Origin of the sequence: Sphingomonas sp. MM-1 (assembly GCF_000347675.2) — a bacterium.
GTDB classification, from domain to species: domain Bacteria; phylum Pseudomonadota; class Alphaproteobacteria; order Sphingomonadales; family Sphingomonadaceae; genus Sphingomonas_E; species Sphingomonas_E fennica.
Window position 1 is genome coordinate 1,504,069 of sequence record NC_020561.1, and the last position, 20,134, is coordinate 1,524,202.

Consider the following 20,134-nt stretch of genomic DNA (forward strand, 5'->3'; position numbering starts at 1 on the left):
CACCGCCGGATGGCGGGCACACCCCTGCCGGGATGGCGCGAACGCTAGGAAAGGGCGGGCTCCGCTCGATATGCGTCATTTGACGTAGGCGGCCGCCCTGCCGACCTCGATAGGATCGCCCCGACAAGCGCCGACGCCACCGGAAAACCGGGCGCGAAGGTGGCATTCGAACGGGGGCGCAACCTTGATAGCGACCGAGCAGAAGCAGGATGGCACCGCCGCACGGGTGACGGGTCCGCCCTGGCCGGACCCCGCGGGACTGCGCCGCAGGATGGGCGCGATCGTGCGCGATCCGCTCTTCGCCTTCCTCATCGTCGGCGGCGGCTTCTTCGCCGCCTATCACGCGATCGAGGCGAGCCGGAAGGAGCCCGTCCACTACAGCCGCGAAATCCAGGCCGCGCAGGTCGAGGAGTTCGAGATGCTGGCCGGCCGCAAGGCGAGCGAGGCGGACAAGGCGCGGATGCGCGACAATTTCATCGCCGACGAACTATTGTTCCGCGAGGCGATCGCCCGCGGCATGCACCTTACCGACAGCCAGACCCGCAAGCATCTGACGGACAAGGTGCGCTACCTCATCGCCGGCGCCCCGCCGGAGCCGACCGAGGAACAGCTCGTCGATTATTATTCGGACAATCTGAAGCGCTATCAGGCGGAGCCGAAGATCAGCTTCTCGCAGGTCTTCTATTCCGCGGCGCCCGCCGATCCGGCGGCGGTGCTGGCCGCGCTCAATGCCGGCCAGCGGGTCGGCGGCGACGATTTCTGGCTCGGCCGCGATTATCCCCAATATGGCGAGAGCATGGTGCGCGGCATCTTCGGCCAGCCCTTCGTCGAACGGCTGCGCAAGGCGCCCGACGGCGCCTGGTTCGGCCCCGTCCGCTCGCCGCGCGGGTGGCATTTCGTCCGCAAGGATCGGAGCTTTGCCCCGTCGCTGATGCCCTATGCCCAGATCCGCGATCAGGTGCGCCAGGATTTCATGATGGCCGCGACCAATTCGGTGGTCGATCGCGAAGTGGCCAAGCTCAAGGAGAAATTCGATGTTCGGATCGATCGCTAGGCTCGCCGCGCTGGCGTTGGCGGCCGCGACGATCGCGGCCGCGCCGGCCCGCGCCGATATCTTCCTGTCGGGCGAGTTCAGCCTCGCGCGCGGGGAGGAGCCGGACAGCTACGAATTCACCGCCGCCGTTCCCGAAGCCGTCAGCTCGCCCGCCCCGGTGATCTGGCCCGAAGGCTGCAGGCAGGCTTCCTCCAGCCGGCAGACGGCGGGCGGACGCGCGCGCTACTCCTTCGAATTCACCTGCGACCGGGCGATCCGCACCACCGATGTGATCCAGGCACCGTGGAAGGTCGATGGCGCCAGCTTCGTCACCAACATCATGGGCACGCAGGTCGATCGCAGCCTGACCGGCGATGAAAAAGGCGTCGCCGTGCCCATCGGCGAAACCGCCGCCACCGATCGCCCCGTCATGGAGATCGCGCGCGAATTCCTGGCGCAGGGCGTGCTGCACATCTGGCTGGGATGGGATCACCTCGCCTTCGTGCTCTGCCTCTGCCTGCTGGCGCGCGGCCGCGAACTGATCGGGCTGGTGACGGCCTTCACCCTCGGCCACTCCGTCTCGCTGGCCATGGCCTTCTTCGAACTGGTCAACATCCCCATCCCCCCGGTGGAGGCCGCGATCGCGCTGTCGATCGCCTTCATGGCGCGCGAGGCGCTGCACGCCAGCGGCCATATCCCCTCCCCCAGCGTGCTCCGCCGGCACATGACGGTGGTGTCGCTGTTCGGCCTGCTCCACGGCCTCGGCTTCGCCAGCGCCCTCGGGGAACTCGGCGTGTCGCGCGGCGAGCGGGTGCCGAGCCTCATTTTCTTCAACATCGGGGTCGAGGCCGGCCAGCTCATCTTCGTGGCGGCCGTCACCGCGATCATGGCGGGGCTGCGCACCGTCTCGCTCAGCCAGCCGGTCCGCAAGGCGGCGCTCTACGGCGTCGGCACGCTCGGCGCCTTCTGGATGGTCGAACGCGCGACCGGCTTCGGCCTCGCCTGACCGCCTTTCGCCCATTCCCCAGTTCGGCAGGAGCAGATGCACATTTCCGGTTTCCTGAAAATGGCCTCGCCCGCGGCCATGGTGCTGGCGATCGGCCTCGGCGGATCGCCGGCCGTCGCAGCGGAGGCGGCACCCCCGCAGGAAAGCGCCGAAGCCATCGTGGTCTGGGGCCGCGCCCAGGCGCAGATCGGCATCGCTACCGCCGGATCGCAGGGCGTCGTCGGCTATGCCGATTTGGAAAAGCGGCCGATATTGCGCGTGGGCGAGCTGGTCGAAACCGTGCCCGGCGTCATCGCCACGCAGCATTCCGGCACGGGCAAGGCCAACCAATATTTCCTGCGCGGCTTCAACCTCGATCATGGCACCGATTTCGCCGGCTTCGTCGATGGCATGCCGGTGAACATGCGCACCCACGGCCATGGTCAGGGCTATCTCGACTATAATTTCCTGATCCCCGAGCTGGTCGAGCGCGTCGATTACGCCAAAGGCCCCTATTCGGTGGACGCGGGGGATTTCAGCGCGGCGGGCACGGTGCGCTTTTCCACCTATCGCCAGCTCGCCCGCCCTTTCGTGGAGGTCACGGCAGGCTCGAACGATTATTATCGCGGCCTCGCCGCCCTCAGCATGGATGACGATGCCGGCGGCACCACGCTGGTCGGCATCGAAGGGCTCGCCTCGCGCGGGCCGTGGGTGCTGGACGAGAACCACCGCAAGGCCAACCTGCTCGCCAAATACAGCCGGGATGACTGGTCGGTGACGGCGATGGCCTATCATGCCCGCTGGAATTCGACGGACCAGATCCCGCTCCGCGCCGTGGAGGACGGGTCGATCCCCCGGCTCGGCTATATCGATCCCGATCTCGGCGGCCGGACGACCCGGCTCTCGCTGTCCGGCGATGCCGAGATCGGCGACGGCACCTCGGTCAATGCCTATGCCATCTACTATCAGATGCGGCTGACGTCGAACTTCACCTATTTCGCCGCCGATCCGGTGAACGGGGACGAATTCCAGCAGCGCGACAAGCGGGGCATCTTCGGCGGCGCCATCCGCCATCATTGGGATGGCGCGACGGCCGGCATCCCCACTATCTTCCGCCTGGGCGCGGACACGCGCTACGACCTGATCGGCCGGGTGGGGCTGTATCCCAGCGTCGACGGCCGCCGCCGCGATCCGATCCGCCAGGACAAGGTCGATGAATATAGTGTCAGCGGCTATGGCGAGGCGGAGCTGGCGCTTGGCGGCGGCGTGCGCGCCATCCTCGGCCTGCGCGGCGATTTCTACGGCTATGATGTCGATGCCGACATCTCCGCCAACAGCGGCTTGGGCACCGACGCGCAGCTCAGCCCCAAGGTCGCGCTGGCCTGGGCGGCGGCGAAGGGACTGGAATTCTATGCCAATTACGGCGAGTCCTTCCACAGCAACGATGCGCGCGGCGCCGCGATCAGCATCGATCCGGCGACCGGCGATCCGGTCGACAGCGTCGACCTCCTCGTCCGCGCGCGCGGCGCGGAAATCGGCGCCCGCGTCGAAGGCGCCCGCTTCAACGCCTCGCTGGTCGGCTTCTGGCTGAAGCTCGGATCGGAACTGGTGTTCGTCGGCGATGCCGGCACCACCGAGCCCAATGACGCATCGAAGCGACTGGGCATGGAATTCAACGCCTTCTGGCGCCCCGTCGATGCCGTCAGCTTCGATCTTTCCGCCGCCTACACCCGCGCCCGCTTCAGCGGCACGCCCTCGGCGGTGGATCGCATTCCGGGATCGGTGGGCTTCGTGCTCGGCGCGGGGGCGGCGATCGATCTCGGCGACGGGCTGTCCGCGGCGCTGCGCGTCCGTCATTTCGGCAGGGCCCCGCTGATCGAGGACGGAACCGTGAAATCGCAGCCGACGACCCTCGTCAACCTCGGCGGCTACAAGGCGCTGGGCCCCTGGCGGATCGGCGTGGACATCTACAACCTGTTCAACGCCCGCGACGCGGACATCACCTATTTCTACGAATCCCGGCTCGCCAACGAGGCGGAGCCGGTGGAGGACATCCATTTCCATCCCGTCGAGCCGCGCCAGTTCCGCGTCTCGCTGCGCCGCAGCTTCTGATCGGATCGGCATGGCGGCCGCCCTTCCCCCGCCCGATTTCACCGCCGCCCGCGCGGCGCTGGCGGCAGGCGACCTCAACGGCTGCGCCGGGATCGCGGCGGCGGCCGTCCAGTCGCATCCCCATCTCGCCGAAGGGCATTTCCTGTTCGCGATGGCGCTCGGCGAAGGCGGGCGGATCGCCGCCGCGCTGCAGGCGATCGACAGGGCCACGGATCTGGCGGCCGACAACCCCGAATATCAGGCGCAGCGCGCCCGGCTGCTCACCCTCGCCCGGCGCGAGGCGGAGGCGCGGGCAGCGGCGGATCGGGCGGCGGCCTCGGCCGGCGCGGCGGACGCCCGCACGCTGGACACGATCGGCTGCGTCTATGCGCGGCTCGGCGACCATGCCGCCGCCCTTCCCCTGTTCGAAGCCGCCGTGGCCATGGCGCCCGATAATGCCGAATATCGCTTCAACCTCGCCGCCGCTTACGGCTTCTTCGATCGCAAGGCGGATGCCGAGGCGCAATATGAGGCCATCCTCCGGCGCGATCCCGCCCACGGCCGCGCCCATTTCGGGCTGGCGGGGCTCCGGCGGCAGACGCCCGCCGCCAACCATGTCGAACGGCTGGAACGGGCGCTCGACGCCGCGCGCGATCCGATCGATCGGCTGCGCATCCATTATGCGGCGGCCAAGGAATATCAGGATATCGGCGAACATGACGCCGCCTTCCGCCATCTCGACACCGGCAATCGCGCGCACAAGGCGCGGACCGGCTTTTCGATCGATGCCGACGCGCGCAACGCCTTCGCCATCCGCACCGCATTCGACCGCTCCGGCTATTTCACGGGCGCAAGCAGGGTGGAGGACGCGCCGATCTTCGTGACGGGCCTGCCGCGCACCGGCACCACGCTGGTCGATCGCATCCTTTCCTCCCACCCGGAAATCGCTTCCGCCGGGGAGCTTCAGGCCATGCCGCTCGCGATCAAGCGCCTGGCGAAAACGCCGTCGCGGCTGGTGCTGGACATGGAGACGATCCTGGCCGCGGCCGGCCTCTCCCCCGATGCCGTGGGGCGGGACTATATCGACCGCGCCCGCCAGCATGAGGGCGCCCGCCACGGCCGTTTCGTGGACAAGCTGCCCCTCAACTTCCTCTATATCGGCTATATCGCCCGCGCGCTGCCCAATGCCCGGATCGTCTGCCTCCGGCGCAACCCGATGGACAGCATCTGGAGCAATTTCAAGAATCTGTTCGCCACGACATCGGCCTATTACGGCTATTCCTACGATCTCGTCGATTGCGCGCGCTTCTATCTGCTGTTCGATCAGCTCATCGCTTACTGGCGGGCAAAGCTGCCGGGCCGCGTGCTCGAATTCAGCTATGAAGGGCTGATCGACGATCAGGAGGGCCAGACCCGGCGGCTGCTCGATCATTGCGGGCTGCAATGGGACCCCGCCTGCCTGGATTTCCATGCCAATGCCGCCCCCGTGGCCACCCCCAGCGCCGCGCAGGTGCGCCGGCCCCTCTATCGCGACGGCATCGGCCAGTGGCGCGCCTATGAACGCCACCTGGCGCCGGCGCGCGATTTCCTGATCCGCCAGGGCATCGCCATAGACTGAAATCCGGCTGCGGGAGGCGCGCGCCGCGCGCGCCGGCCAGCCCTATCTCCCCTCCCCAAAAAAGCGGCCGCTCCGTGGGGCTGGAGCGGCCGCGAGGTTGAAGGGGAATGCTTGCGCGGTCAGAAGCGGAAGCGCGTCTCGATACCCACGGTGCGCGGGCGCACCACGGCATGCGAGTAATAACGAAGCGCCACGCCGTCATTGACGCCGATCTGCTCGGTCGACTGGCCCACCGAGGTAACGGCGTAATTGTCGAAGATGTTGTTGGCGAACAGGCTCACCTCCCAATCGTCCATGCCATAGGTGATCGAGGCGCGATGCAGCGTGTAGGAGGGCAGCTTCTCGCCGAAGCCCCGCGCGCCGATCCGCGTCACCACATTGCCGCGATAGACGGCCGTCCAGTTGAGCTTGAGATCGGCGCCGCTGTCGAACGGCACGGTATAGGTGGCGCCGATCGTGCCCGCATTCTTGGGCGTGCCGGGCAGGCGGTCTCCCGGCTCGCCATCGAAGCGCCCGTGATGGGTGGTCACGATCACGCCGGGCGCGACATCCGTCAGGTGCACGTCATTGTAGGAATAGGTGCCGCTGATCTCCAGCGCGGAGACCGGCCGGCCGGTGAAGCTCAGCTCCACGCCCTTCGACACCGCCTTGGCGCCGTTCACCGTGATGCCGAGCGCGCCGTTCACCGTCTGGCTGCCCACCTGGATGCCGTCCCAGTCGATATGATAGCCGGCGACCGATCCGACCAGGCGCCTGTCGAACAGCGAGAAGCGGACGCCGATTTCCTTGTTCTTGGTCTTGTCGGGACCGTAGATCAGCTCGTCCGGCAGCGCGCAGACATTCTGCCCCGGCTCGAGCGGCAGCACGCAGGGCGGGTGGCGGTTGACGCCGCCGATGCGATAGCCGGTGCTGTAGGTCGCATAGACCATCAGATCGTCGGTGAACTTGTAGGAGGTGTTGATCTTCCACACCGTGCCGCTGTCGCTGGTATCGCCCGAACGCACGCGGCTGGGATCGAACTGGATCGCCGGATAGGGCGTGCGCCGCCGCCCGCCGCCGGTCAACGGCAGATCGGTGCCGCCCGTCACCTCGGCTTCATATTTGAAGTAGCGGATACCGCCCGTGACCTGCCATTTCGGCGTGATCTCGAACGTCGCCTCGCCGAACACCGCCTTTTCCTTGGTCTTGGAATTGACGAAGGAGATATATTCGAGGTCGTCGGGCCGGTAATCGATGCCCGCCCAGGCGGTGTAGCCCGGCACATATTCGTTGCGCCACTGGCTGGTGCGGAAATTGTTGTAGAAGCCGCCGATCACCCAGCTCAGCGGGCCGCCATGGGCGGAAACGAAGCGCACTTCCTGGTTGAACTGCTTATATTTGTTCTCCGACGGCGCGTAGGAGGAGAAGCCGGGGAACAGCTCATAATCATAATCTAGATCCAGCAGCAGATCGGTATTGTCGGTATTCCCCGTCACCTTCTGCCGGGTGAGCGCGGTGGACGTCACGAGCTGCGCGAAATCGAACAGATTGGCGTTGATCTCCAGCGAAACGAGATGCGCCTCGCGCCGCGACGGCTCCAGATAGCGGGATGCGCGCTCATATTTTCCGGTGCCCAGCACGCCCGCGCTGTTGGACTGGTAGCCGTCCGTCTTGGAAAGCTGGTAGGCGTAGGTCAGGAACGCCTTCAGATCTTCCGAGGTCTGCACCAGCAGCGTGTTGCGGGTGGTGAAGGTGCGCTCGAAATCCGCATCCTTGTGCCGCTCGAAATTCTCGGCCTGCTGCGCCGGCGTGCCGAGATCGAGGCCGCCCGGCTGCGGCAGCGATATGCCAGGCTGCTTCAGGACATAATTATAGTCGATGAACCCCGGCTCGAAATAATAGCCGAACACCGATCGCAGCGCGATATGATCCTGGACGATCGGCACGTTGAACGCGGCATCCCCGATATAGCCGATATCGTCGCTATGCGCGACGGTGGAGGCGCGAAGATGGGCATAGCCTTCCACGTCGTTCACGTTCGGGCGCTTCGGCATGTAGCGGATCGCCCCCGCCAGCGTGCCCGAGCCGTAAAGCGTGCCCTGCGGCCCCAGTAGCACCTCGACCCGATCGATATCGATCAGCTTGAAGTCGAGATACATGGGCACTTCGCCCAGATAGGTGGCCACCGAATTTTCGGTGTTGCTGCCGCCGATGCCGGTATCGTTCGCGGAAAGGCCGCGCAGCACGATCTTGCTGGCGCTGCGCGCGCCGGTATCGAGCACCGTCACGCCCGGCGTGAAGTTGGCGAGGTTGCGGATATCGGTGATGCTCTGGGCTTCGAGCTGCTCGGCGCCGACGGCGGTGATGTTGATCGGCGCGTCCTGCACCGAAACCGAACGGCGCGTGCCGGTGACGATGATGTCGTCGGCGGCACTGGCCGCCGCCGCGGCTTCGGCCGCCTCGGCGGCATGGGCGATGCAAGGCAACAGGCCACCCAGCGCGGTCGCCGACATCAAGGCGAGGCTGGTGAGAGATCGGCGCTTCATATTACCCCCTTCTTTTTGGTTCTCGTGCCGCCAGCATCCGATGCCCCCGGCGGCCCGCTTCTGACGGTGCCGCGCGACCCGGCGCGCGATGGTGGCGCGCATCCGACCCGGAGCATGAAAAGGGTATGAGGGGCGCCGGGCCGGCCCTATGGGGCGTTTGACGTAGGGCGGGAATTGCTATCAAACAATTGATATCTAATAATATTATGGCGAGTAACATGCACGCAATTGGCCGCGCGGCGCATGCGGTGCTATGACGTCGGCACCCCGGCGATACAGATCGGGGAAAGACGCAGGAGATCAGGATGCGAAATCACATCATGGCGGCATGCGCGCTTGCATGCCTGCCCGCCATGGCCACGGCCGCGCAAAATCCCTTCGCCGCCCCAAGCGCCACGGTGCGCACGGACGGCCTCGATCTTGCGAGTCCCGATGGCCAGCGCCGGCTCGACGCCCGCCTCGCCGATGCCGCGGAGGCGGTGTGCGGCCGATCGGTCAGCCACATCCATCTCGCGATGGCGAAGAAGGCCAGTCAGTGCCGGGCCGAGGTGATCGCCGAAGGCCGCGCCCGCCTCGCCGCCGATCGCTCCACGGAGCTGCGCGGCACCGATTGAAGCCAGCGGCCCGCACACGGGAAGCGGCGTCCGGCCGCTATCCCGCCAGCATCTCCGCCGTGATCGGCAGTGAGCGGATGCGCTTGCCGGTCGCGGCGTGGATCGCGTTGACCAGCGCCGGAATCACAGGCGGCAGCGCCGGTTCGCCCAGCCCGCTCGGCGGATTGTCGGTAATCACCCATTCCACCACGATATCGGGCACGTCGCCGATGCGCGGGATCGGCGCGTCGTGGAAATTCTCCTGCGTCACCGCGCCCGCGACCTGGGTGATCGCCTGCCCCGACAGCGCATAGCCCAGCCCCTCGATCACCGATCCCTGCACCTGGTTGATCGCGTTCACCGGATTGATGATCTGGCTGCCGACGTCGCCCGCCACCCAGACCTTGGCGACGCGCGCCTCGCCTTCGGCCGATACGGCCACGTCCACGATCTCCGCGAAATAGCCCATATGGCTGAAGTAGAAGCCGAAGCCCCGGCCGCGTCCCTCGGGCAGCCGCGCGCCCTTGCCCCAGTCCGCCATGGCGCACACCTTGTCGATCACGCCGCGCGCGCGGCCGGTGTTGAGCGCGGGCGCATTGGGCAGCCAGGGCAGGTCGCGCGGTTCGCCCAGCAGCTCGATCATCAGATCGGGCAACGTCTTGCCGGCGGCGACGGCCACCTCGTCCAGGAAGGACTGGAAGACGAAGCCCAGCGCGTTCGAACCCGGCGCGCGCAGCCAGCCGGTCGGCAGGTTGGTCGCCAGCAGCGACTGGCCATAAGCTAGATTGGGCACGCAGCCGGCCGGAAACTCGAATGGGCTCATCTGCGCGGAACGGATGGGCTTGCCGTCCTGGCCGAAGGTGATGAAATGATCTTTGAAGCCGGTCAGCCGGCCCCGCCCGTCGATCGCGGCGGCGAAGCGGTGCCAGCCGCCGGGACGATAGAAATCGCGCCGCACGTCATCGGTGCGGGCATAAAGCAGCTTCACCGGCGTGCCGGGCACCTGCGCGGCGATGGCGGCGGCGCGGACCATATAATCGTTCATCAGCCGCCGGCCGAAGCCGCCGCCCGATCGCGTCATGTTGATGCGGATCGCCTCGGGCGGAACGCCCAGCGCCTCGGCCACCAGCTTGCGGCCGGGCTCGGGATTCTGCGTGGGCGCCCAGATCTCGACCTTGCCGTCCTTCACCAGCGCCGTGCAGTTCTGCGGCTCCAGCGTGCCATGGGCGAGGAAGGGATAGCTGTAATCGGCCCGCACCACCCTGGCGGCGGCGGCGAAGGCCGCCTCGACGTCGCCATGGCGGGCAAGCTCGGCATCGGGCTTGGCGCCCATCCTCGCTGCGGCCTCGGCCGCATAGCCATCGGTGGAAAAGCCTTCGAGGCCGGCCGTGTCCCATTGCAGGTCCAGCGCCTGCCGCGCGCGATCGGCCACCCACCAGCTTTCGGCCAGCACCGCCACGCCGTCGTAGAGCGATTCCGCCTGGCCGTTGCCCTTGATGACGATCACATGGCGCACGCCCGGCATCTTGCGGACCTCGTCCAGATTGCCCGCCCTGAAGGTGCCGCCGAACACGGGGCATACCTCCAGCGCCGCGTGCAGCAGCCCCGGCATCGCGACATCGATGCCGTAAAGCGGCTTGCCCGCGACGATCGCCGGCACATCCACCCCGCCTATGGACGTGCCGATGATGCGGAACGCCGCCGGGTCCTTCAGCTTCACATTTTCGGGGTCGATCGGCGGCAGCGCCGCGGCCTCGGCGGCGAGATCGGCATAGCGCGCCGTACGGCCGCTCGCCTCATGCGTCACCACGCCGCCCGCCGTCGCGAGGCCCGCCGGATCGACGCTCCATTTCCGCGCCGCCGCCTGCACCAGCAGGCTGCGCGCGGTGGCGCCCACCCTGCGCATCGGCAGCCAGTTGACGGGCGTCGCGCGGCTGCCGCCGGCAACCTGCGGGCCGAACAGCTTTTCCGCGGCATGGGTCTGCTCGATGCGGACCTGCGCCCAGTCGACATCCAGTTCCTCGGCGATCAGCATCGGCAGCATCGTCTTCACGCCCTGCCCGATCTCCGGATTCTTGGCGCCGATGGTGATGCTGTTGTCGGCGGCGATACGGATGAACGCATTGAGGGCGACGGGCGCCTCCCCCGCCGTCCCGGCCAGCGCCACGCGCGCGTCGATGGCCAGCGCGCCGCCGGCAAGCAAGGTCGCCTTCAGGAAGGAACGGCGTTCGATCGCGATGTCAGGCACCGGCGCCTCCCGCCCCGGCCGCCTGCCGGATCGCGGCGCGGATGCGCAGATAGGTGGAGCAGCGGCAGAGATTGCCGGCCATCGCCCCATCGATATCCTCGTCGCCGGGATGGGGCGTGGCAGCGAGCAGCGCGGTGGCGCTCATGATCTGCCCCGCCTGGCAATAGCCGCATTGCGGCACGTCGAGCGCGATCCAGGCATCGGTCACGCGGCGCCCGGCGTCGGTGGTCGCGACCGCCTCGATGGTGACGATCTTCATCGCGGCGGCATCGGCGATCGTCGTCTGGCAGGATCGGATGGCGGCCCCGTCGGCATGGACGGTGCAGGCGCCGCACAGGCCCGCGCCGCAGCCGAACTTGGTGCCCCTGAGGCCCAGATCCTCGCGCAGCGCCCAGAGCAACGGCTTTTCCGGATCGGCATCGATCGTGCGCGCCTGCCCGTTGATGTTGAGGGTGATCGTCATGAAGCCTCGCGCCTCCCGTGCGCCGCGCACAGACCTATCCGGCCCCGCCATAGACCAGCAAGTCCTTCGGCGCGCCGCATCTGCGGATCAGATCGTTCACCACCTGGCGGCGATGCGCGAGCAGCGGCACGTCGGTCAGCGGGCGGGCGCGGATCGCGCGCACCTCCTCGCCGGTGAACGGTTCCGCCCCGTGCGGGGCGGAGCCCTCGCCGAGGTCGAAGGCGACGAAATTGAGCACGGCGGCCAGCCGCGCATCATCCAGCAGCGCGCGGGCGACGTTGGGAACGCGCACGATATATTCGCGCCCTTCCGGCGTGCAGAGGAACCACCCCGCCCGCCCGCGCAGCACCGGCACCGATTTCGGCGGCGAAAGGCCGGTCGTGCCATGGCAGCCGCCGCAGCGGAGGAGGAACTGGCTCTGCGCGGGATTGAGCACCGGGGCGCCCGCCGTGCCGCTGTCCGCGCGGCCGGCCGCCACGCCCGCCAGCCCGATCGCCGCCGCCGCGGCGAGAGCCAGCGGCCGCGGGATCACGGCACGATCCCCGCAGTGGCCAGTCGTCCGCGCTCCTCGCCCACCTTGGCGGCCGGCAGCTTCGGCGCGGCACGGACGGCCGCCACCTCGGCCGGGGTGAACGGCCGGGCCTTGGCCCTGGCGCCGGCGGTGGAGATATAGGTCAGGATGTCCGCCAGATCCTTGTCGGCCAGGCGGGCATAGGGAAGCATCGCGCCGCTCAGCGGCTTGCCGTCCACCATGATCCGTCCGGTCTGGCCGTGGAGCAGGACGGCGATCAGGTATCGCCGCCCATCCTCGCTGGCCGCCACCTTGTCCATCCGGCCCGCGAGCCGGGGATAGACGCCGGGCACGCCCTGCGCGGCGGACTGGTGGCACATCTGGCAATTGGCCTTGTAGGCCTGCGGCACCGCCTGCGCATATGCCGCCGCCGGCGACAGCAGCAGGGCAACGGCCACGATCCAGGCCCGTGACATCAGCTCGCCACCCCGACCAATGCGGCCGTCGAGCAATGATAGGCCATGGAGGAGGTGCCGAAGCACCAGATGATCTCGTTATTCCCCGATGGCCGGTAGGCGGGCGTCGCCTCCTCCGTATTGTCGCAGCGGCAGCGGCCGCAGCCGCTGGTGCCGCAGCAGTCGCGATAGGCGATCAGGTAGAGCCGCTTGTCGTCCGGGTTGAGGCAGGTGCCGACCCAGGAGGTGAGCGACGGCTGCGTGCCCGGCGGGCACATGCTGGTCGTGCCGCCGCAGCAGGTGCAGAGCGATCCGTCGATGGCGCAGTAGCGCCAGTAATTGCACTCGGTATCGTCCTTGGTCTGCGCCTTCTTCTGGAAATCGCTGCGCGTGTCGGGCTCCACCGGCTCGGCGGCATGCGCCTTCATCCGGTCGACCGGCAGCAGCGGAAAGAGCGGCGCCGCGACGAGCGCCGTTCCCACGCGCGATATCATGCTCCGCCGCGAGGTGCGGCCGGCCAGCCTGCGGGCAAGCTTCTCGCCGATGCCGTCCATGTCCGATATCTTCATGGCACTATCCCCCGTTCGTTCACTTGCCGCCGCCGGCATGCATGCGGACGACCTTCTCGTCGCCCGCCGCGCCGCGTTCGCGCAGATAGTCCTGGGCCGATGCGAAGCCGGTCTCGCCCGCCACGATCAGGCTCTCCAGATGCTCCCGGCTGTTGACGAGGCCCTTGGCCACGATGCTGCCGGCCGCGCTCACCAGCGCCGCCGTGGGCAGCTTGCCCACCTGATAGGCCAGCCCGATCTGCGGGCTCAGCGCGAAATCGAACCCTTCCATGCGATGGCGCCGGGCCATGGCGGCATAATCCTCCGCATTGCCGTCGCCCACGAACACCAGCCGCAGCTTCTCCGCGCGGGCCAGCACCATCGCGATGGGGATGATCTTCTTGCAGATCGGGCAATCGGGCGCGACGAACAGCAGCAGCGATGCCTGCCCCGAAGCGTCCGGCCCGCCGACATTGACGATCCCGCCCGCCAAGCCGGGGGCCGCGATCACCGGCGCCAGGTCGCCGGCCTTGGGGCCGCCGTCCGTCACCAGCGCGCCCATCGGCGCGATCCGTTCGTGCAGCACGCCGATCTGGCGGGCGAGCGCCACGACCGCGACCACCAGCAGCGCCACCACGATCCACAGCAGGAATGTCGATGCGATCAGCATGATCAATAGGCTCCGTTGGGCGCGCCGGTGGATCGCGGCGCGAAGGAATGGAGGATGGCGATGGCGCGGAACAGCGCGTAGACGCCCGCGCCCGCCACGATCGCCAGCAGCCGCGCCGGCAGGCCCGCCACCGGCCCGGCCACGATCCCGCCCAGCAGGATGCCGGCGAGCGCGACGTTGCGCGCAACCATGGGCCAGCCGATCGGCCGGGGCCGGCCGCGCGGATCGCAGCCGCAATCGATATGGCGCCGGCCGCGCAGCAGGTTGACGGCGATGGCCGCCGCGAAGGCCAGCAGCAGCCCCGCGCCGGCGATCATGCCCGCGGCACCGCCAAGGCCGGTGACGATCAGGATCGCCACGGCCAGCTCGGCAGCCGGCAGCAGCGCCGCCACGCCGCCGATCAACGGACCAGGCACCAGCCGATAGCCGGCGAGCGCAACCAGCCAGTCATCGCGGGCGGCAAGCTTGGCCAGCGCGCCCGCCGCCAGCATCGCCGCGATCGCCGATGCGGCGGCCAGGTGGCCGATCGCCAACAGGGCGGATGCGTCCATGACGCGATCAGAAACCCGTGACCTGGATCATTCCCGGCCGGCGGATCTCGCTCATCTGGCGGACGATCCTGCCATTTTCCGGGTCCATCACCCAAAGCCAGTCGCCCTCGCCCGCCACATAGAGCAACGGCTTCTCGTCCTGGCTCACGCCGACGACGCGGCCGGCGGTGGGCACGCGGAACCGCCCCTTCACCTGCCGGGTGGCGACGTCGATCGCCCACAGCTCGGTGCCTTCCGCCTTCTGCGTCCAGGGCTTGCCTTCATGCATGAGGGCGAACAGCGTGCCGCTCGCCATGTGGATCGCAAACGGCCGCCGCCCGCCGGGCCGCCAGGTCTTGTGCTGCGGCTCGGTCGTCGCCGGGGAAAGCCCGGCCGCCGCCTGCAGGCTCCACGGCTCGCCGAACACGGGCTCGCCCCCCAGCTTCACCGGGTGGACGAGGCCGTTATAGGTGATGAACCAGGCTTGGCCCGTCTTGCGATCGACCAGGCTCTCCTCGAACACGGGGTCGGCCTCGGCCTCGAAGAATGGCTGGCTCTGCCGGATCGTGCCCTTCGCCTTCACATCTACCGTCACCGTCGCCAGCGAACCGTCGGCGCAAAGCGAGGCGAAGCCCTCGTCGCGATAGGGGAAGATCAGGCCGCAGCCTGGCACCTCGATGGTGGAGAGGAACTTCTTCTTCTCCAGGTCCACAACCTGCACCGAGGTCGCCGGTTCGAGGTTGAAGACATAGCCGCGCGTGCCGCTCGCGCTGATCGAGAAGAAGGGCATGCGCCCCGATGCGATCAGCCGGCCGGGCAGCTTGATCTCGTTCACCAGCTTCAGGCTGGCGCTGTCATAGACGGAAACGAGGTCGACCCGCTCGCCGCGATTGTCCCGCGACCAATAGCTTTCGGAAACATAATAATGGCCGTTGTCCGGCGCGACGGCGAGCACGCCGGCCCGGCCGCCATGGATCGTCCCTTCCACCTTCGCGGTATCGCCATCGATGATGGTGAAGCCTTCGCCGGCGGCGATGTAGAGGCGGTGCGCACCCGCCGGGCCGAGCGTCAGCGTGCCGCTGGTCTCGGCCTCCAATATCGGCGGCGGCGGCGATGCGGGGGCGGGCGGCGGCGTATCGGCGGCCGATGCGATGCCCGCCCAGGCGATGCCGGCGGCGCAGGCGCCTCCCCTCAGCCACGATCCGAACTGCAGCCCCATATCCCGTTCCCCACAGGTTGATCGATGGGCGGCAGCATTGGATTGCGGCGATTTGCCGGGCCATGGGGCGTTTGACGTAGGGGCCGCGCCGCCCGCCCGATGCTAGCTCCGGCACGGCCCCCTGGAGGGACGATTCCGTCCGCGCCGGTGCCTGGGGCCGATGGCAAGAACAGGGAGGTCGCGGCGTGGGACTATCGAGGAAACTCGGCATCATCGCCTTGTCGGCGGCGGCGGGCATCGCATCGCTCGCCATCGCGCAGAGCACGGAAAAGCGGTTCGCGCCCGAGATCGAGGCCAAGCTCGACAAGCTGACGCCCGAGCAGGCGAAATTCCTCCGTTCGAAGGAAACCGATCGATTCGTTTCCGTGGAAGGCGAGCTGGAGCGCCGGCTGGCGGCCAAGTCGCCGGAGGAGATCCAGGCCTATGTCGCCGCGATGATGGAGGTGATCGAGGCGAGCAAGTTCAACCCCAAGACCGACATGGCGTCGATCCCCCTCAACCCGGAGGCGAAGAGCTTCAACAGCTGGAAGGTGCTGCGCCCGGCGGAGCTCGATCCGAAACGCGAACCCGGCCCCTTCTCGCTCAGCCGCTATGTCGAAGGGCGCAGCGGCATCCCCACCTTCTTCGGCCTGCCCGTGGCGCTGCGGCCGGACGACCTGACCGCCGGCAAGGTCGATATCGCCATGGTCGGCATCCCGCTCAACATGGGTTCGGGCACGCGCGGCGCGCATCTCGGCCCCACCGCCATGCGCACCGTCCGCATGGGCGCCGGCAACGACATGTATACGATGACGTCGCCGCGCGCCGTGCTCAACATGGTCGATTATGGCGACGTCGCCGTCGACAATATGAGCACCGAGCGATCGATGGGCCATGTGCGCGAGCAGGTGGCCTCCATCGCGAAGACGGGCGCCATCCCCTTCATCGTCGGCGGCGACCACAGCCTTGCCTATTCGGACATCGCCGGCGTCACCGACGTGCTGGGCAAGGGCAAGGTCAGCGTCATCCACTTCGATTCGCATTATGATGCGGGTCGCGGCCGCGCCCACCTGATCGATCATGGCCAGCCGGTCTACCGGCTCATCAAGGAGGGCCATGTCGCCGGCCGCGATTACATCCAGGTCGGCCTGCGCGCGCAATCGCCCGATATCGAGACCTTCGAATGGATGCGCGAACAGGGCTTCCGCTACCATACGATGGTGGAGGTGGAGAAATCCGGCTGGGACGTGGTGGTCAGCCGCGTGCTCAAGGAAGCCAAGGAAAACGGCAAGCGCGTGTTCGTGTCGTTCGACATCGACGTGCTCGATCCCGCTTATATGGTCGGCACCGGCACGCCGGTTCCCGACGGCCTCACCATGCGCGAGGTGGTGCCGCTGATCCGCCGCATCTGCGCTGAGACCGACCTTGCCGGCTTCGAGCTGGTGGAGCTCGATCCGACGATGGACCCCACCTACCGCTCCGCCCAGAACAGCGCTTACATCATGCACGCCTGCATGGCCGGCATGGCGATCCGCAAGAAGGGCATCACCCAGGAACATTATCTGAGCCCGCTCAGCTCCGAATGGCAGAAGCCCGCGGAAAAGAAGGGGCGCCAGAAGCCCACGACCTGATCCGAAATCCAGCGTGGACCTGGGGGCGGCATCGCAGGATGCCGCCCCTTCTTGTTATAGATCAGTATCTTACCCTGCTACGTCAATCGCCCCATATCGGCCCCGCCCCGCCGCCCCTAGCGTCCCGCCCCGACAGGATTTCTTTTGCCGGGGGCTGGATCATGAGGCTGAAACGGATCGTTATCGGAATGCTGCTGGCGGGCGTGGCGATCACCGCGACCGTGGCCGCCGGATCGGACAAGGTGGCCCCGCCCGCCTGGCTGGAAGCCAAGATCGCGAAGCTGCCCAAGGAGAAGCGCGATTTCCTCCTTTCCGAAAAGGCGGAGGGCATGGCCGGTTCCTACGACAAGCTGTTCCAGCGCCTCGAGAAGAAGAGCCCGGCGGAGATCGAGGCCTATATCGACGGCATGCTCGCCGTGGTGGAGGCGAACAAGTTCCACCCCGACACCGACATGGCGTCGATCCCGCTCAATACCGAATCGCCCATGTTCAACGGCTGGAAGACGATGCGCCCGCGCACGATGGACCCGAAGAGGGAACCGGGCCCCTTCAGCCTCAGCTATTACATGAACGGCCGTGGCGGGGGCGTCTATGGCGGCGGCATCGCCACCTTCGCGGGCGCGCCGGTCGCCATCTATCCGGAGGATCTCGTCGCCGGGAAGGTGGACGTCGCGATCGTCGGCGCGCCGCTGGACATGGGATCGGGCTATCGCGGCGCCAAGTCCGGCCCATCGGCGCTCCGCAACCAATATGGCGCGGGCGGGATCGACATGTTCACCATGGTCGATCCGTCGAAGGAGCTGAACATCGTCGATTATGGCGACATCGCCGTCGACAATATGAGCACCGAGCGCACCGTCCACCATGTGCGCGAGCGCGTTGCCGAGATCGCCCGCACCGGCGCCATCCCCTTCGTCGTCGGCGGCGATCACAGCCTGGAATATTCGGACGTGGCGGGCCTGGCCGACGTCCACGGCAAGGGCAGCTTCGGCGTCGTCCACTTCGATTCCCACTTCGATGCCGGCCAGGGCGGCGTCCACTTCATCACCCATGGCGCGCCCGTCTATCGCGCGGTGAAGGAAGGCCATGTCCTCGGCCGGAACTATATCCAGGTCGGCCTGCGCGGGCCGTGGCCGGAGGCGGAGGGCTTCGAATGGATGCGCAACAACGGCGTGCGCTACCATGCGATGCCGGAAATCGAGAAGAATGGCTGGCAGGCGACGATGGAGCGAGCGCTCAAGGAAGCGCGCGAAAGCGGCAAGAAGATCTTCATCAGCTTCGACGTCGACGTGCTCGATCCCGCCTTCGCGCCCGGCACCGGCACGCCCGTTCCCGGCGGCCTCACCATGCGCGAGGCGCTGCCGATCGTCCGCCGGCTGTGCGCGGAGAACGAGTTGGTCGGCTTCGAGATCGTCGAGGTGGCGCCCCAGCTCGATTCCACATACCGCACCGCGCTCAACGCCAATTTCGTGATGCACGCCTGTCTCACGGGCGTCGCGATGCGCCGGAAGGGCATCACCCAGGCCGGCTATCTTTCCGACCTCACCACCGAGCACCAGCAGCCCTCGGCCGGCCAGAAGGGCGAGCGCGACGGCAAGGTGGAAAAGGTCGATCCCGATTATGGCTGGCGGCCGAAGAAGCGCCCGACCACCTGACCGGCGGGGCGAGGGTCTCCCGCCCCATACGTCAAATGCCCCATGTCGATGCGTCCGTGTCCCCCGCACAACCATCGGCATGGAGCATGGCCGATCCGCAGATGCCGTCATTCATCCGCTGGCGCCGCCGCCATCGGCACAGCGCCAGCAGGCGGCACTGCAACGGGTGGATGGCGAGGCGCGCATCGCCTTCGCCGCGCGCGGCGTGGCGGATCTCTACCAGCGCGCGCCCTGCCGGCTGCTGTTCCCCGATGTCGCGGCGGGCGATTTCCCGCAGGCCGTATCGATCACCACCAGCGGCGGCCTCACCGGCGGCGATCGCGTCGCGCTCGATATCCGGGTCGAGCCCCATGGCCGCGGCACCGTCACCACCCAGGCGGCGGAGAAACTCTATCGCGTGCGGCCGGGCGATCCCGACATCCGCATCGAGACGCGGATCGAAATCGCCGAGGCCGGGCGCTGCGAATGGCTGGCGCAGGAAGCGATCCTGTTCGATCGCACGCGGATGCGCCGGCGCCTGCATGCCCATCTGGCGGAGGATGCCCGGCTGCTCGCGGTCGAAACCATGCTGTTCGGCCGCGCCGCGATGGGCGAGCAGTTCACCCGGGGCCTCGTCCATGACGAATGGCGCATCTGGCGGGCCGGCCGGCTGCTGTGGGCGGACGCGCTACACATCGCCGGGGATTTCGCCGCCACCGCCGATGCGCCGTTCGGCTTCGGCGGCGCGCGCGCGATCGCGACGCTGGCCTATGCCGGCCCCGATGCCGCGTGCCACCTCGATCTCGCCCGCGATCTCGCCGGCGCGCCGGATGGCGGCGCCACCTGCCTCGACGGCCTGCTCATCCTCCGCCTGGTCGACCGGGACGCGCGGGCCTTGCGGGATCGCGTGATCCGCGCGGCCGCCGCGCTGCGCGCCGCCACGCTGGGCCTGCCCCCGCGCCTTCCCGCCGTCTGGTATTGCTGACGATGAACCTCACGCCCCGCGAAAAGGACAAGCTTCTGGTGGCGATGGCCGCGATCGTCGCGCGCGGGCGGCTCCAGCGGGGCGTGAAGCTCAACCATCCCGAAGCGATCGCGCTGATCACCGAACATGTCGTCGAAGGGGCGCGCGACGGCCGCAGCGTCGCCGATCTGATGGCGAGCGGCGGCCATGTGCTGACCCGCGATCAGGTGATGGAGGGCATATCCGAGATGATCCACGACGTGCAGGTGGAAGCCACCTTCCCGGACGGCACCAAGCTCGTCACCGTCCACAGGCCGATCCGGTGACGGCGGTGCCCGCGCCCTCCACGCCCCACCCCCGTCATGCCGGACTCGGTCCAGCATCCATTGCCGCTGCGCTGGAATTTCGGACGGAGCGGCAATGGGTCCTGACTTTCG

Annotated in this window: 18 protein-coding genes; 9 read left to right on the forward strand and 9 right to left on the reverse strand. The window is 68.0% G+C overall.

The annotated features are described in order from the left end of the window. Positions 1–184 precede the first annotated feature (184 nt). Genes G432_RS07325 through G432_RS07340 form a run of 4 tightly spaced genes read left to right on the forward strand, consistent with a single transcriptional unit; the run spans position 185 to position 5,727 of the window. On the forward strand, positions 185–1,054 hold the full coding sequence (locus tag G432_RS07325; RefSeq protein ID WP_015458188.1) for a peptidyl-prolyl cis-trans isomerase: 870 nt from the start codon (positions 185–187) through the stop codon (positions 1,052–1,054). Next, positions 1,035–2,039 carry a HupE/UreJ family protein gene (locus G432_RS07330; RefSeq protein WP_015458189.1) on the forward strand — a complete coding sequence of 335 codons (1,005 nt, stop codon included), beginning with the start codon at positions 1,035–1,037 and terminating at the stop codon, positions 2,037–2,039. Before G432_RS07325 ends, G432_RS07330 begins: the two co-directional genes overlap by 20 nt. Positions 2,040–2,075: 36 nt before the next feature. Next, a complete protein-coding gene (locus G432_RS07335; RefSeq protein ID WP_015458190.1) occupies positions 2,076–4,130 on the forward strand; it encodes a TonB-dependent receptor in 2,055 nt (684 codons plus the stop codon). Between the two features lie 10 nt (positions 4,131–4,140). Beyond that, entirely contained in the window at positions 4,141–5,727 is a 1,587-nt protein-coding gene (locus tag G432_RS07340; protein WP_015458191.1) for a tetratricopeptide repeat-containing sulfotransferase family protein, read from the forward strand. A gap of 119 nt (positions 5,728–5,846) precedes the next feature. Here the strand turns inward: G432_RS07340 and G432_RS07345 are convergent, their stop codons facing one another. Further along, positions 5,847–8,252, reverse strand: coding sequence for a TonB-dependent receptor (locus G432_RS07345; protein WP_015458192.1), 2,406 nt, complete (start codon positions 8,250–8,252; stop codon positions 5,847–5,849). Positions 8,253–8,557: 305 nt separating this feature from the next. Between G432_RS07345 and G432_RS07350 the strand changes: the two genes are divergently transcribed. Further along, complete coding sequence (locus G432_RS07350; RefSeq protein WP_015458193.1) at positions 8,558–8,866, forward strand: UrcA family protein; 309 nt, start codon at positions 8,558–8,560, stop codon at positions 8,864–8,866. Positions 8,867–8,903: 37 nt separating this feature from the next. Here G432_RS07350 and G432_RS07355 read toward each other — a convergent pair whose 3' ends face one another. From G432_RS07355 to G432_RS07390, 8 genes are read right to left on the reverse strand one after another with little or no spacing between them, the layout of a single operon-like run. Further along, positions 8,904–11,093 (reverse strand): xanthine dehydrogenase family protein molybdopterin-binding subunit, encoded by a 2,190-nt coding sequence (locus tag G432_RS07355; RefSeq protein WP_015458194.1) that lies wholly within the window; start codon positions 11,091–11,093, stop codon positions 8,904–8,906. Then, a complete protein-coding gene (locus G432_RS07360; RefSeq protein WP_015458195.1) occupies positions 11,086–11,556 on the reverse strand; it encodes a (2Fe-2S)-binding protein in 471 nt (156 codons plus the stop codon). The genes G432_RS07355 and G432_RS07360 overlap by 8 nt, the downstream gene beginning before the upstream one ends. Positions 11,557–11,590: 34 nt before the next feature. After that, entirely contained in the window at positions 11,591–12,088 is a 498-nt protein-coding gene (locus G432_RS07365; protein WP_015458196.1) for a hypothetical protein, read from the reverse strand. After that, positions 12,085–12,543, reverse strand: coding sequence for a c-type cytochrome (locus G432_RS07370; protein ID WP_015458197.1), 459 nt, complete (start codon positions 12,541–12,543; stop codon positions 12,085–12,087). The genes G432_RS07365 and G432_RS07370 overlap by 4 nt, the downstream gene beginning before the upstream one ends. Next, positions 12,543–13,091, reverse strand: a complete 549-nt coding sequence (gene mauA / locus G432_RS07375; protein WP_015458198.1) for a methylamine dehydrogenase (amicyanin) small subunit — start codon at positions 13,089–13,091, stop codon at positions 12,543–12,545. The genes G432_RS07370 and mauA overlap by 1 nt, the downstream gene beginning before the upstream one ends. A gap of 19 nt (positions 13,092–13,110) precedes the next feature. Further along, positions 13,111–13,740 carry a methylamine dehydrogenase accessory protein MauD gene (mauD, locus tag G432_RS07380; RefSeq protein WP_015458199.1) on the reverse strand — a complete coding sequence of 210 codons (630 nt, stop codon included), beginning with the start codon at positions 13,738–13,740 and terminating at the stop codon, positions 13,111–13,113. Between the two features lie 2 nt (positions 13,741–13,742). Continuing rightward, positions 13,743–14,291 (reverse strand): MauE/DoxX family redox-associated membrane protein, encoded by a 549-nt coding sequence (locus G432_RS07385; protein WP_015458200.1) that lies wholly within the window; start codon positions 14,289–14,291, stop codon positions 13,743–13,745. Between the two features lie 7 nt (positions 14,292–14,298). Beyond that, a complete protein-coding gene (locus G432_RS07390) occupies positions 14,299–15,489 on the reverse strand; it encodes an amine dehydrogenase large subunit (RefSeq protein ID WP_015458201.1) in 1,191 nt (396 codons plus the stop codon). Positions 15,490–15,674: 185 nt separating this feature from the next. Between G432_RS07390 and G432_RS07395 the strand changes: the two genes are divergently transcribed. The 4 genes from G432_RS07395 (at position 15,675) to G432_RS07410 (ending at position 20,023) form a co-directional block, all read left to right on the forward strand. Beyond that, a complete protein-coding gene (locus tag G432_RS07395; protein ID WP_015458202.1) occupies positions 15,675–17,099 on the forward strand; it encodes an agmatinase family protein in 1,425 nt (474 codons plus the stop codon). A 161-nt stretch (positions 17,100–17,260) separates the two neighbouring features. Beyond that, positions 17,261–18,754, forward strand: coding sequence for an agmatinase family protein (locus G432_RS07400; RefSeq protein WP_041864835.1), 1,494 nt, complete (start codon positions 17,261–17,263; stop codon positions 18,752–18,754). A gap of 79 nt (positions 18,755–18,833) precedes the next feature. Continuing rightward, a complete protein-coding gene (locus tag G432_RS07405) occupies positions 18,834–19,718 on the forward strand; it encodes an urease accessory protein UreD (protein WP_015458204.1) in 885 nt (294 codons plus the stop codon). Between the two features lie 2 nt (positions 19,719–19,720). After that, the gene (locus G432_RS07410; protein ID WP_015458205.1) at positions 19,721–20,023 is read left to right on the forward strand and encodes an urease subunit gamma; all 303 of its coding nucleotides are present in this window, start codon (positions 19,721–19,723) and stop codon (positions 20,021–20,023) included. Positions 20,024–20,134 lie beyond the last annotated feature (111 nt).